This is a genomic window from Mesorhizobium sp. CNPSo 4684 (assembly GCF_057784315.1).
The window spans coordinates 162,735-175,618 of the sequence record NZ_JBWLUX010000008.1; the positions used below are offsets into that span (position 1 = coordinate 162,735).

General features: G+C 62.8%; 11 protein-coding genes and 1 other RNA gene. 4 read left to right on the top strand and 8 right to left on the bottom strand.

Going from position 1 to position 12,884, the window contains the following annotated elements; translation table 11 throughout:
• The first annotated feature begins 51 nt into the window (after nucleotides 1–51).
• Nucleotides 52–1,167, top strand: a complete 1,116-nt coding sequence (locus AC04SG_RS09590) for a cystathionine gamma-lyase (protein ID WP_488550822.1) — start codon at nucleotides 52–54, stop codon at nucleotides 1,165–1,167.
• A 9-nt stretch (nucleotides 1,168–1,176) separates the two neighbouring features.
• Here the strand turns inward: AC04SG_RS09590 and AC04SG_RS09595 are convergent, their stop codons facing one another.
• From AC04SG_RS09595 to AC04SG_RS09625, 7 genes are all read right to left on the bottom strand, one after another.
• Complete coding sequence (locus tag AC04SG_RS09595; protein WP_488550823.1) at nucleotides 1,177–1,470, bottom strand: type II toxin-antitoxin system RelE/ParE family toxin; 294 nt, start codon at nucleotides 1,468–1,470, stop codon at nucleotides 1,177–1,179.
• On the bottom strand, nucleotides 1,467–1,751 hold the full coding sequence (locus tag AC04SG_RS09600) for a type II toxin-antitoxin system ParD family antitoxin (RefSeq protein ID WP_488550824.1): 285 nt from the start codon (nucleotides 1,749–1,751) through the stop codon (nucleotides 1,467–1,469). Before AC04SG_RS09600 ends, AC04SG_RS09595 begins: the two co-directional genes overlap by 4 nt.
• A 175-nt stretch (nucleotides 1,752–1,926) precedes the next feature.
• Nucleotides 1,927–2,324, bottom strand: an RNA gene (gene rnpB, locus AC04SG_RS09605) — RNase P RNA component class A.
• Nucleotides 2,325–2,374: 50 nt separating this feature from the next.
• Nucleotides 2,375–3,079, bottom strand: coding sequence for a lytic transglycosylase domain-containing protein (locus tag AC04SG_RS09610; RefSeq protein WP_192258458.1), 705 nt, complete (start codon nucleotides 3,077–3,079; stop codon nucleotides 2,375–2,377).
• 185 nt (nucleotides 3,080–3,264) lie between these two features.
• On the bottom strand, nucleotides 3,265–4,032 hold the full coding sequence (locus AC04SG_RS09615) for an N-acetylmuramoyl-L-alanine amidase (RefSeq protein ID WP_488550825.1): 768 nt from the start codon (nucleotides 4,030–4,032) through the stop codon (nucleotides 3,265–3,267).
• On the bottom strand, nucleotides 4,029–4,748 hold the full coding sequence (locus AC04SG_RS09620) for a J domain-containing protein (protein WP_192258460.1): 720 nt from the start codon (nucleotides 4,746–4,748) through the stop codon (nucleotides 4,029–4,031). Before AC04SG_RS09620 ends, AC04SG_RS09615 begins: the two co-directional genes overlap by 4 nt.
• Nucleotides 4,749–4,959: 211 nt before the next feature.
• Complete coding sequence (locus AC04SG_RS09625; RefSeq protein ID WP_181055739.1) at nucleotides 4,960–5,163, bottom strand: hypothetical protein; 204 nt, start codon at nucleotides 5,161–5,163, stop codon at nucleotides 4,960–4,962.
• 288 nt (nucleotides 5,164–5,451) lie between these two features.
• Between AC04SG_RS09625 and AC04SG_RS09630 the strand changes: the two genes are divergently transcribed.
• The 3 genes from AC04SG_RS09630 to AC04SG_RS09640 all read left to right on the top strand — a co-directional run bounded on the left by AC04SG_RS09630 (nucleotide 5,452) and on the right by AC04SG_RS09640 (nucleotide 11,467).
• Entirely contained in the window at nucleotides 5,452–9,411 is a 3,960-nt protein-coding gene (locus AC04SG_RS09630; RefSeq protein ID WP_488550826.1) for a hydantoinase B/oxoprolinase family protein, read from the top strand.
• A gap of 143 nt (nucleotides 9,412–9,554) precedes the next feature.
• Nucleotides 9,555–10,802, top strand: a complete 1,248-nt coding sequence (locus tag AC04SG_RS09635) for a BtaA family protein (protein WP_477231539.1) — start codon at nucleotides 9,555–9,557, stop codon at nucleotides 10,800–10,802.
• On the top strand, nucleotides 10,799–11,467 hold the full coding sequence (locus AC04SG_RS09640) for a class I SAM-dependent methyltransferase (RefSeq protein ID WP_488550827.1): 669 nt from the start codon (nucleotides 10,799–10,801) through the stop codon (nucleotides 11,465–11,467). The genes AC04SG_RS09635 and AC04SG_RS09640 overlap by 4 nt, the downstream gene beginning before the upstream one ends.
• Here the strand turns inward: AC04SG_RS09640 and AC04SG_RS09645 are convergent.
• Nucleotides 11,464–12,843, bottom strand: a complete 1,380-nt coding sequence (locus AC04SG_RS09645) for a serine hydrolase domain-containing protein (protein ID WP_488550828.1) — start codon at nucleotides 12,841–12,843, stop codon at nucleotides 11,464–11,466. The two genes, AC04SG_RS09640 and AC04SG_RS09645, sit on opposite strands and share 4 nt — an antisense overlap.
• Between the last annotated feature and the right edge of the window lie 41 nt (nucleotides 12,844–12,884).

The window sequence follows — 12,884 nt, forward strand, 5'->3', positions numbered from 1 at the left end:
CCGCGCATAGCGTCAGCCGTCTTTCCGCCCAGCAACAAGGTTAGAAAATCCATGTCCGAAACAGCCAGGTCACGCGCGGCCTCCCTTGCCCATCTGCGTCGCGACGGGCTTGCCAAGGGCGACCCCATCCCTTTGCCGCTGACCATGGCTGCCATTTTCCATAATCCAGGCGATAGCGCCGGCTACAGTCAGTACGGTCGCTACAGCAACTCCACCTGGGATGCGGTCGAGCATATGCTGGCGCATCTGGAAGACGCTCCATGCGTCGGCTTCCCATCGGGAATGGCGGCGATCTCGGCGGTGTTTTTCGGCCTGTTGAAATCGGGCGACCGCGTCCTGCTGCCCTCGGACGGCTATCATGCCACGCGCGCGCTGGCCGAGCGTTTCCTGAAACCGTTCGGCATCGCCTATGATCTCAGGCCGACATCGACCTTCCTCGACGGCGGCTTCGACGGCTATCGCCTCGTCTATGTCGAAACCCCGTCAAATCCGCGATTGGACATCTGCGACATCACAGCCGTCGCCGAGGCTGCCCACCGCGCGGGGGCAACGGTCGTCGTCGACAACACGACGATGACGCCGTTCGGCCAGCGCCCGCTCGATCTCGGCGCCGACGTCGTCGTTGCCGCCGACACCAAGGCGGCCAACGGTCATTCCGACGTGTTGTTCGGCCATGTCGCCAGCCGCAATCCGGAGATCATTGCCGCCGTCACCGGCTGGCGCGAGACAGCGGGCGGCATTCCCGGCCCGTTCGAGGCATGGCTGGTCCATCGCGGCCTGGAGACGCTGGATGTGCGCTTCGACCGCATGTGTTCTTCGGCGGAGGAGATCGCAAAGCGCCTGAAAAACCATCGGGCGGTGACCGGCCTGCGCTATCCCGGACTGGAAGGCGACCCCTCGCACAATCTTGCCCGCGCCCAGATGGAACGTTTCGGTTTTCTCGTCTCCTTCGAACTCGCCTCAGAGGGCAAGGCCGAGGATTTCATCAACAACTGCACGCTGATGCAGGCGGCGACATCCTTCGGCGGCGTCCACACCTCGGCCGAGCGGCGGGCCAAACGTGGCGATGCCGTTCCGCCCGGCTTCGTGCGACTGTCGGTCGGTTGCGAGCCGGTGAAAGAACTCTGGCAGGCAATCGAGGCATCGCTGGACAAGATCAGCGGTTGAGCTGACCGCTTAGGTGACGACGTCGTCGGCGCCGATATTGCGCCTGCCGTGCAAGACACGAACAATCTCGATCGCGTCGTCGCCGACGCGGTACAGGGTAAGGTATTCGCCGACGATCAGATGACGAATGCCCGGCGCGATATCGTCACGTGGCGCGCCTGAGAATGGATGCAAGGTGAGCAGTGTCCAACGCCTCTCCAAAGCGTCCACAAGGCGGCTGGCTGCCTTTGGGCTATGCTCTGCAATGTAGTCACCGATGGCTTCGACATCTGACATCGCTTGAGGAAGCAGCCGATATCTCACTCCTCCGAGCCCGCGCCATCCGACATTTTCTGATATTTGGCTCGCAGCCGGTCCATGAATGGCGGGCCATCCACCGCCGGCCCACTGTCGATCCCCTCCTGCACCAGCTTGCGCAACTCCTCGACCGTGTAGCCGAGCAGGTCGCGACGGTCCTTCCACTGCCGCAGGGCGTCACGGATTACTTCGCTGGCCGAGGCATATTCGCCGGCGGCCACGACATCGTCTACCGCCGCTGCCAGCTCCGGCGAAAGCGTGATGCTACGTTTGTCGACCTGACCCATGGCACGCTCCTGATCCATCTATCCGATTATGGTACGATTTAATCGCACCATCTTCAAGAATGCCGTTGCTCCCAAACGATCCCAGCAGCTGAATCAGTCGACGAGCCGATTGAATCAATAGGCGCGCCCGAGGGCGCAACCTGCTGATCTCAATGGATCTTCGATATCGCAGAAAATTGCCAGCTGGCCTGTAAGCCGGGTTTTGTATGGCCCTCGCCCCTTGCGGAGCGAGAACGTGGCGGCCATTCATCTTGGACGCATGTTGCCATGCGCCTCACGCAACCTACCCGGACGGTGGGCCGGAAACAGCCCTTGAAGGTTTCCCCTCGCACCGTCCCTATTCGGTCTTGCTCCCGGTGGGGTTTACCGTGCCGCTCCTGTTGCCAGTCGCGCGGTGGGCTCTTACCCCACCCTTTCACCCTTACCCCGATAAATCGTGGCGGTTTGCTTTCTGTGGCACTTTCCCTGGGGTCGCCCCCGCCGGCCATTAACCGGCACCGTGTCTCCATGGAGCCCGGACTTTCCTCACCCGCAGCCTTTCGGCTTTGCGGGTGCGGCCGCCCGGCCAGCTGGCAGAGCGTATAAAGGGGTTCACGTTCCAAAACGCAAATGAAAAAGCAGACTTATGCGGGAGATCCAAGGGCCGCCATCTGCACCTTGACCTTGCCGCAATAGGCGGCCGACACGGGATTCATCCGCGTCGCGGCATGACCGGCATTGTATTTCAGGATGGTGCCGCAGGTCGTGCCGCCACCGAGGTTGCGCGCCATGGCGAGATATTTCATGCCGTATTTGATGTTGGTGTCGGGATCAAACAGGCCCTTGGCCGAACCGCTGTAACCCATCATCCGCGCCGTTGCCGGCTTGATCTGCATCAGACCGATCTCGCCAGCGCTGCCGACGATGTTGGGCCGGTAATTGCTCTCGATCTTGATCACCGCCTTGGCCAGCGATACCGGCACGCCTTCGGCCGCCGCGTAGCGGGCGATGATCGCCGAATACTGGCCGCCGAGCGCGGCCGCCGCCGTCGATTCCGCAGCGGTGCTTGGGCCGATCGACGCGGTCGTCGACAGGTCGATGCTCTTCCTGCCGCGCTTCAAATGCCTCTTGGCCGTCGCTTTTCTGACCTTCACCACGGCTGCCTTCTGCACTTTGGCAGTGGCTGTCCTCTTGGCTTTTGGGCTCGCTTTCGTCATGGCGGTTTTGGCGGGAGTGGCGATGAAGCCCTGGTCTGCCCTCTGGCTCAGTGGTGCGGCATCGGCCGCGCTGAAGGCAAAAGTCATCACGCCGGCAGCAATAGCTGCCGTTACAACGGTCAATTTCTGCATGTGGTCCTGTTCTGTTTGAGCCGCGCGAAGATCTTCACGCAGCAACGCCTAATCAATATCGGGACTTCCGGGGGAATGAAGGCCTGATAACTTGCACGAACTGCCTTTGAGGGCCGAATTGGTGTCGAACAAGGCGAGGCAATTCACTTTCAGTGACAGGCTGTAACTCTAATATCAGGAAAAGGTTATTTAGACGCAGCTGACCTAAGGGAAGTCAGCAGGCTTTGCAGCGTGCGGATCGTCGAACCGTCGGCGACGCCATCCACCAGGCGTGGCCGGAAATGCCGCTGAAACGCCTCGACGACGATTTCGGTTTGGCGGTCGAAGACACCGGATATCTCCACGCCATAGCCGTAGAGCGCCAGCATCGACTGCAGCGCCTCGACCTCGGCGCCGGTATCGCCAGCTTTCAGTACCGCGCCGCGCCGGATCGGCGCCGCAGGCACGAAATGGCCGACCCCCGCCGCAAACAGCACCCTCCAGGGGAATTTCTCGCCCGGATCGATCTTGCGCCCCGGCGCGATGTCGGAATGGGCGAGCACGCGTTGAGCCGCGATAGAATACCGCCCGATTATCCCCATGCAGAGGCCAATCACCGCTTCGATCTGCCGCTTCGGGAAGGCCGAATAACCGAGCGTATGGCCGGGATTGACGATTTCGATGCCGACCGAGCAGGAGTTGATGTCGGTGCGCCCGAACCAGGAACTTGCGCCGGCATGCCAGGCCCGGTCGCTCTCGCGCACCATCTGGACGATGCGGCCGTCCTCGTGGACGAGATAGTGTGAGGAAACCTCGCTGGCGGGGTCGCACAGCCAGGCTTCGGCTGCAGCACCCGTCGCCATGCCGGTATAGTGCAGCACGATCATGTCGGGTCTGAGCGTCTCGCGCCGCGGGCCGAAATTCGGCGATACCCTGACCTCGGCGCCTGGCTCGTCGGGCAGGAAGCCGCTCATGCGTGCCTAAGGCCCCGCTCGATCATTTCATAGGCCGCGTTGATCGCCGCAACCCTGGTCGTCGCGATCTTGATGAACTCCTGCGGCAGGCCGCGCGCGATCAGCCGGTCCGGATGATTGTCGGAGACCAGCTTGCGATACCGCTTCCTGACCTCCTCGAACGGCTTGCCGCGCTCGATGCCTAGCACAACATAGGGGTCGCCGGCGCCAAGATTGACGTGCCTGGCCATGATCGCCTCGTAGTGCACCTCGTCGATGCGGAAAATCTCTGCGATGCGGTGCAGGAAAATGCCTTCGCGTTCATGCACCAGCCCATCGGCCTTGGCGATATGGAACAGGCCGTCGAGTATGTCTTCCAGCATGACACAGTTCGAATGGCCCGAGCCGCACATCTGCGCCATGCGCTCGGCATAGGTCTCGAACCCGGCAACGTCGCGCTTAGCCAAATCGTAGAGCCGCGCCACGTTGCGGGTCTGCTCTCTCGGCACCTCGAATATTTCCTGGAACGCCCGCACCTCGTCCTGGGTGACGATGCCGTCGGCCTTGGCCATCTTGGCCGACAGCGCAATCATCGCCACAGAGAAGGCAACACGCCGGCGCAGATCCGCATCGCCGGAAAAAACAGTTCGCACGGCCTCGACCACTTCGGCGATGCCCGAATTGGCTGAAGAGGAAACGCGGTTGATGAACTCGCCAAGGCGATCCCAAATCGACATGAGCGCTTATTAGGGCCGCCAGCCACCGCTATCAAGCCAAGACAGCGCCGCAGGGGTGGATCGATTTACGCAAACGCTGACGCGCCAGATCGCAAATCATAGGAATGAACCGATCGTAGCCCACGAAACGGCCGGCCCCGGCCCTAAATGCAGGAAGGCCGGCGCGAAGCCGGCCTCCTCTCTCGTCACATCAAAGTGACCGAGACTGCTGCTACTGCGCGGGGGCGGCAGGAGCAGGCGTTGCCGGAGCCGGTTCAGCAGGCTTCGGGGTATCGGGGTTTGCCGGCTGCATCGGCTGTTCGGCCGCCGGCGGATTGGTGCTCTGGGTGGTGGTGTTGTCCGTACCACTGTCGCTGCAGGCGGCAACGCCGAGCAGGGCCAGGGCAGAAACGGACGCAAGAATGAGCTTTTTCATAACATCTCTCCTTCACTACACGCTCACATTGCTGTGAACGCTCGACGAGGAAATGCATCAGACGGCCATGAGTTTCGTAACGTTGCATTTCCTGATGTAACATCCCAGGCGGTGATTGCAGCTCGGGCGATTGCGTGCCCAGAGGCGGATGATTTCAGGTCGAATCGACGTGAATCTGAATTCGCCTCTAAATCAGAAAGTAGAGCATGATGTCGTCCGAAAACCGCTTCACACTTTTCAGCATCATGCTCTAACAGTCTGAAACCAAATGAAATGCCGGAGCTCTGCGTGGACAAGAAATGGGATTTTTGGATCGACCGCGGCGGCACCTTCACCGACGTGATCGGGCGCGACCCGGACGGCGGGTTGCATCCCAGGAAACTCCTGTCGGAAAATCCCGAAGCCTACCCTGATGCGGCCATAGCCGGCATCCGTGAGTTACTCGGTCTGAAATCGGGCGCCGCCATTCCGTCCGGCCTGATCGGCGACATCAAGATGGGCACCACCGTCGCCACCAACGCGCTTTTGGAGCGCAAGGGCGACCGCGTGCTCTTGCTGATCACCAAGGGCTTTCGCGATGCGCTGAAGATTGCCTATCAGGCGCGGCCAGATATCTTCGCCAAGGAGATCATCCTTCCCGAACAGCTCTACGAGCGTGTCATCGAGATCAACGAACGCGTGCGCGCCAATGGCGATGTCGAGCGCCTGCTCGACATCGCCGCCTGCCGTCCCGCGATCGAAAAGGCCCGCGCTGACGGCATCGATGCGGTGGCGATCGTCTTCATGCATGCCTGGAAATACCCCGACCACGAGAAGGCGGTGGCGAAAGTCTGCCGGAAGATCGGCTTTTCGCAGATTTCGGTCAGCCATGAGGTCTCGCCGCTGATCAAGCTGGTCGGTCGCGGCGACACCACCGTGGTCGATGCCTATCTCTCGCCGATCCTGTCGAGGTATGTGCAAAGGGTGGCGGGCGAGCTGGGCGCAGCGCCAATCTCCCCCCTTGTGGGGGGTGAGGATCGGTCGGCCGAAGGCCGAGAAAAAGCCAACGATTTGGCTTTTTCAGCGACGAACGCCCGGAGCCATAGCGAAGGGCAGTCGGCAAGGCGGCCAGAGGGGGTCCTCTCAGAAGGCACCGCCGGAGCGTCGAGCCCAATCGATCCGACCCCACCCGGCGGCTCCGCCGCCACCCTCCCCTCGAGGGGAAGGGAAAGCCCCCACCTCATGTTCATGATGTCGTCGGGCGGGCTCACCGCCGCCGACATGTTCCAGGGCAAGGATGCGCTGTTGTCCGGTCCGGCGGGCGGCGTCGTCGGCATGGTCGAAACGGCGAAGCTCGCCGGCTTCGAGAAAGTCATCGGCTTCGACATGGGCGGCACCTCGACCGACGTCGCCCATTATGACGGCGAATATGAGCGCGCCTTCGACACCGAGGTCGCCGGCGTGCGCATCCGCGCGCCAATGATGCGCATCCACACCGTGGCTGCCGGCGGCGGCTCGATCCTGCACTACGAAGCTGGCCGCTTTCGCGCCGGGCCGGATTCCGCCGGCGCCAATCCCGGCCCGGCCGCCTACCGGCGCGGCGGCCCGCTCGCCGTCACAGACGCCAATGTGATGCTGGGCAAGCTGCAGCCGGATTTCTTCCCCGCAATTTTCGGCCCCGGCCAGGACCAGCCGCTGGACGCGACCGCGGTACGCGAACAATTCGCCGCACTTGCCGCCGAAATCGGCGACTTCCGCACCCCAGAAGCCGTCGCCGAAGGCTTTGTCACCATCGCCGTCGAAAACATGGCCAACGCCATCAAGAAGATATCCGTCCAGCGCGGCTACGACGTCACCGAATACCTGCTGAACTGTTTTGGCGGCGCCGGCGGCCAGCATGCCTGCCTGGTTGCCGACGCGCTCGGCATGGAAGCGGTGCTGATCCACCCCTTCTCCGGCCTGCTGTCGGCGTACGGCATCGGTCTGTCGTCAATCTTCGCGTCGCGCCAGCAGGCGCTGCTCAAGCCGCTGGCGGAAGAGTCCAGGTCAGAGATCGACAGCCTCATTGCCACGTTGAAAAAGGCCGTCATCGCCGAACTCGCGGCGCAAGGCATCGCCGAGGATAAAGTTGCCGCAAGGCCGGTTCTGCACATCCGCTACGACGGCACCGACACGACGCTGCCGGTGAATTTCGAGCAGGACTCGATCTTCCAGGCCAGGCGCGATTTCGAGATCGCCCACAAGGCGCAGTTTGGTTTCGTCTATGACGACAAGCCGATGATCGTCGAGACGGTTGGCGTCGAAGGCAGCGAAATCGCAGAGGCCAAGGCCGAAGCCTATGCGCCCGCAGGACCTGCCCGGGTTGAAGCCGGCGCTTCCGGAACGCGGCGCATCTACACCGAGGGCCGGTGGCATGAAGCCGGCATCCACCGCCGCGAAAACCTGCGCCCCTCCAATTTGGTGGCGGGACCCGCTCTCATTATCGAGCCGAACCAGACCATCGTCGTCGAGCCGGGCTGGCGGGCCGAAATCACCAATCTCAATCACGTCGTCATCCGCCGCGCGGAACGGAAAGTGCGCGCTGCCGCCCTTGGTACTGACGCCGATCCGGTGATGCTGGAGGTCTTCAACAACCTCTTCATGTCGATCGCCGAGCAGATGGGCGTCACGCTGCAGAACACTGCCTATTCCGTCAATATCAAGGAAAGACTGGATTTTTCCTGCGCCGTCTTCGACCGTCACGGCGCGCTGGTCGCCAACGCGCCGCACATGCCAGTGCATCTCGGCTCCATGGACCGATCGGTCGAGACCATCATCCGGCTGAACTCCGGCGACATCCATCCCGGCGACGTCTTTGCGCTGAATGCCCCCTACAATGGCGGCACGCATCTGCCCGACATCACCGTGGTGACGCCGGTCTTTTCCCTCCCCCTTGAGGGGAGGGTGGCCGCGCAGCGGCCGGGTGGGGTCCTCTCAGAAGGCACCGCAAGAGCGCCGAGCCCGGTCGATCCGACCCCCTCCGGCGGCTTCGCCGCCACCTCCCCCTCAACGAGGGAGGAAATCCTCTTCTACGTCGCCTCACGCGGTCATCATGCCGACATTGGTGGCACGGCCCCCGGCTCGATGACGCCGCTCGCCACTACCGTCAACGAGGAAGGTGTTTTGTTCGACAATTTCCGTGTTGTCGATCGCGGAAAATTCCGCGAGGCGGAACTGCAGACGCTGCTCACCGACCACCCCTACCCCGCTCGCAACCCGCACCAGAACATCGCCGACCTCAAGGCGCAGATCGCAGCCAATGAAAAGGGCGTGGCGGAACTGCGCAAGATGGTCGCCCATTTCGGCCTCGATGTCGTCGAAGCCTATATGGGCCATGTCCAGGACAATGCCGCCGAAAGCGTGCGCCGCGTGCTGGAGCGGCTGCCCGACGCATCAGAATATGAATACCCAACCGACACCGGCCAGGTCATCAAGGTGAAGATCACGGTCGACCGGCAAAAGCGCGAGGCGACCGTCGACTTCACCGGCACGTCGCCTGTGATGAAGAACAATTTCAACGCGCCGGAGCCCGTCGCCCGCGCCGCCGTCCTCTACGCCTTCCGCGTCATGGTCGAAGACATGATCCCGATGAATGCCGGCTGTCTGCGGCCAATCAACATCATCATCCCTGACGGCTCGATGCTGAAGCCCGCCTACCCCGCCGCCGTGGTCGCCGGCAATGTCGAGACCTCGCAGCATGTCACCAACGCGCTGTTCGGCGCCATGGGCGCCATGGCCAACGCGCAAGGCACGATGAACAACCTGACCTTCGGCAACAAGCAGTACCAGTATTACGAGACGATCTGTTCCGGCTCGCCGGCCGGGCAGATGAACTCCGGCCGCGGCTTTGCCGGCACCTCCGGCGTCCACACCCACATGACCAATTCGCGCCTCACCGACCCGGAAGTGCTGGAACTGCGCTTTCCCGTTCTGCTCGAGGATTTCCACATCCGCCAGGGATCCGGCGGCAAGGGCAAATGGGATGCCGGCGACGGCACCAGGCGGACGATCCGTTTCCTCGAAAAGATGGAATGCGCCATCCTGTCTTCGCACCGCAACCGGCCGCCGCAAGGCCTGGATGGCGGCGGTGACGGCGAAGTTGGCTCGACCAAGGTCCGCCGCCAGGACGGCAGCGTCGAGACGTTGATGGCCTGCGACCAGACCGTGCTCGACGCCGGTGACGCCGTCATCCTGACGACGCCGACGCCGGGCGGGTTTGGCCAAGATTAATGCACGTCGCCCAAAAATTGTTCATCCGTTTTGAGAAAACGACTTGCATCAAAACAACAAGCTGAAGCGTCAACAGCCTGTCACTGGCCTGTCATGACGCTGCGCTACCCGCTTGCGCCAAAGCAAACGGGGAATCATTAGCCATGACGGACGTTTCGGCAGATCTGGTCTTTCGCCGTGGCAAGGAAGTCGGAAAAGCGGTCTACCAGAACCGCCCGCTGTCGAAGGCCGGCCTTTCCGAGCGGCTGTTTGCGCTTCTGTTTTCCGGCCTCGTCTATCCGCAGATCTGGGAAGACCCTGAGGTCGACATGGAGGCCATGCAGCTTGGCCAGGGCCACCGCGTCGTCACCATCGCCTCCGGCGGCTGCAATATCCTCGCTTACCTCACCCGGTCGCCTGAACGCGTCGATGCGGTCGATCTCAACGCCGCCCACATCGCCTTGAACCGGATGAAGCTGGAGGCGGTCCGGCATCTGCCTTCGCAGGGCGATCTGTTCCGCTTCTTCGGCGCCGCCGACACCAGCCACAATTCGGAAGCCTATGACCGCTTCATCGCGCCGCATCTCGATCCGGTCAGCCGCCATTATTGGGAGCGTCGCAACTGGCGCGGCCGCCGGCGCATCACCGTCTTCGACCGCAATTTCTACCAGACCGGCCTGCTCGGCCTGTTCATCGCCATGGGCCATCGCACCGCCAAATTCTTCGGTGTCGACCCCGCCGGCATCATGGCGTCGAAGAGCATTGCCGACCAGCGTCGCTTCTTCAACGAAGAGCTGGCGCCGGTCTTCGACAAGAAGCTCCTCCGCTGGGCGACCTCGCGCAAGGCCTCGCTGTTCGGTCTCGGCATTCCGCCGGCGCAGTACGATTCGCTGATCACCTCGGGCGACGGTTCGATGGCCAGTGTGCTGAAGGCCCGGCTGGAAAAGCTCGCTTGTGATTTTCCGTTGAAGAACAATTATTTCGCCTGGCAGGCTTTCGCCCGCCGCTATCCCAATCCGGGCGAAGCCGCCCTGCCCGCCTATCTCGAAGAGGCCAACTACAAGGCGATCCGCAACAATGTCGATCGCGTCGGCATCCACCACGCCAATCTGATCGAATTCCTGGCCGGCAAGGACGCTGGGACCGTCGACCGCTTCATCCTGCTCGACGCGCAGGACTGGATGACCGATGACCAGCTAAACGCGCTGTGGTCGGAGATCACCCGCACCGCTTCGGTCGGTGCCCGCGTCATCTTCCGCACCGCTGCCGAACCCAGCCTGCTGCCCGGCCGCGTCTCGACTTCGCTGCTCGACCAGTGGAACTATGAGGACGAGGCCTCGCGCGACTATTCGGCCCGCGACCGCTCGGCGATCTATGGCGGCTTCCACCTCTATGTGAAGCGCGCGGCATGAGCACGAGCGAACTGCCGGCCGACCACGCCGAACTGATGGACGGCGTCTATCGCTGGCAGCGCCATATCTACGATCTGACCCGCAAATATTACCTGCTCGGCCGCGACCAGATGATATCGGGGCTGGACGTGCCGGCGAACGGCACAGTGCTCGAACTCGGCTGCGGCACCGGCCGCAACATTGCGCTTGCCGCCCGCCGCTATCCGGAGGCGCGCTTCTTCGGTCTCGATATTTCGGCGGAAATGCTGGAGACGGCCAGCAAGGCCATTGGCCGTGAAGGCCTGTCCGGTCGCGTCGTGCTGGCGCGCGGCGATGCCACCGATTTCGACGCCAAGACACTGTTCGGCGTCGAGCGTTTCGACCGCATCTTCGTGTCCTACTCGTTGTCGATGATCCCTGGCTGGGAAAAGACGGTTTCAGCAGCGCTTGCAGCACTTGCGCCCGGGGGCTCATTGCATGTCGTCGATTTCGGCCAGCAGGAAGGCCTGCCGCGCTGGTTCCGGGCCGTGTTGCGCGGCTGGCTCAGGAAATTCCACGTCGCGCCGCGTGAATCGTTGCGCGAAGTCCTGGAATCGGAATCTCGGCGAACCGGCGCAAGTTTCCGTTTCCGCACGCTTTATCGCGGTTATGCCTGGCTGGCGGTGATCGCGCAGCCAAGAGTCTAATGTAGCGCCTTCGCCAGCGCGCCAAGCATCACCTGCGGCCGGTAGCCGAGCTTGGCCGGCGTCAGCCCGAGCCGCACCACGACCAATTGCTCTGAAGGGATGATGGCGATCGTCTGGCCGTCATGGCCCTCCATCCAGTAGGTATCCTTGGGCAGGCCGGCGGCGACGCCGGCGCCAGGATTTTCCTCGTCGCCCGGCGCTTCGATCCACAACTGCCCCTTGCCATAAACCTTCGAGGCCGGCGCCGGCTCGCGCATCCAGTCGACGAAACCGGCCGGCAGGATCTGGTTGCCGTTCCACACCCCGCCCTGCAGCAGGAACTGGCCGAAGCGCGCCCAGTCGTGGCCGGTGGCGTAGAGATAGGATGAGCCGACGAAGGTGCCCTCTTCGTCTGTTTCGAGCACCGCGCTTTGCATGCCAAGCGGCGCGAACAGCGCGGTCCGTGGCCAAGCCAGCGCCTTCGCCTTGTCGCCGATCGCGTCCTGCCACAGCCGCGACAGCATCACCGCCGTGCCGCTCGAATAGGAGAAGACCTTACCCACTTCGCCGGTCATCGGCTTGGATTCGGCGAAGCCCGCCATGTCGGGCTCGAGATAGAGCATGCGCGTCACATCGGCGACGTCGCCATAATCCTCGTTGAATTCCAGCCCGCTCGACATCGCCATCATGTCGGCGAGACTGATGGCGGCGCGGCCGTCCGCCTTCCAGGGGACGAACAGGCCCTGATTGGTCACCGCCATCTTGCCGTCCTTGACCAGCGTGCCGACAAGCGCGGCATTGACCGTCTTGGTCATCGACCAGCCGAGCAGCGGCGTCTTCGCCGAAAACCCGTCGCCATAGCGCTCGGCAACGATGCGGCCGTTCTTCACCACCACCACAGCCCGCATGCCGGTTCCGGTCATCCCTGCATCGTCGAGGATCTTGCCGATCTCGGGATTCTGCGAGGCATCGACCCGATCTCCCTCCGGCCACAGATCGCCCCTGGTGGTTGCCGACGCTTCGGCGGGGATTGTCGTGCGCCGTACCTTGCCGACATCGCCATCGGGAACCAAGGCGCAACCCAAGCCGTCGCGCGCGACGGCAACGCTCTTGCCGAGGAAGCCGAGCAGCCCGGCCGAGACGGTCCCCCTGTTCTTGTCGACCGACACTTTCATAAGCCTGAGCAGTGGATGGCCAGGTGCCTGCACGTCGACGGCAAGCACCTCATTGGGATCACGTCCGGCGATAAAAACATTCGAGCAGACGATCTTGGCCGAATAGCCCGAACCGACGCGGATCAGTTCCGGCGGCGCGATGTAGAGCCAGGCAAACAATGCGGCGACCGCCAGCACGACCAGGCCAAGCAGCCATTTGATGATCTTCACGACGACCCGCATCTTTTAAGTCCCTGCTTTTCCGCTGCCCGGCGGCTTGCGGC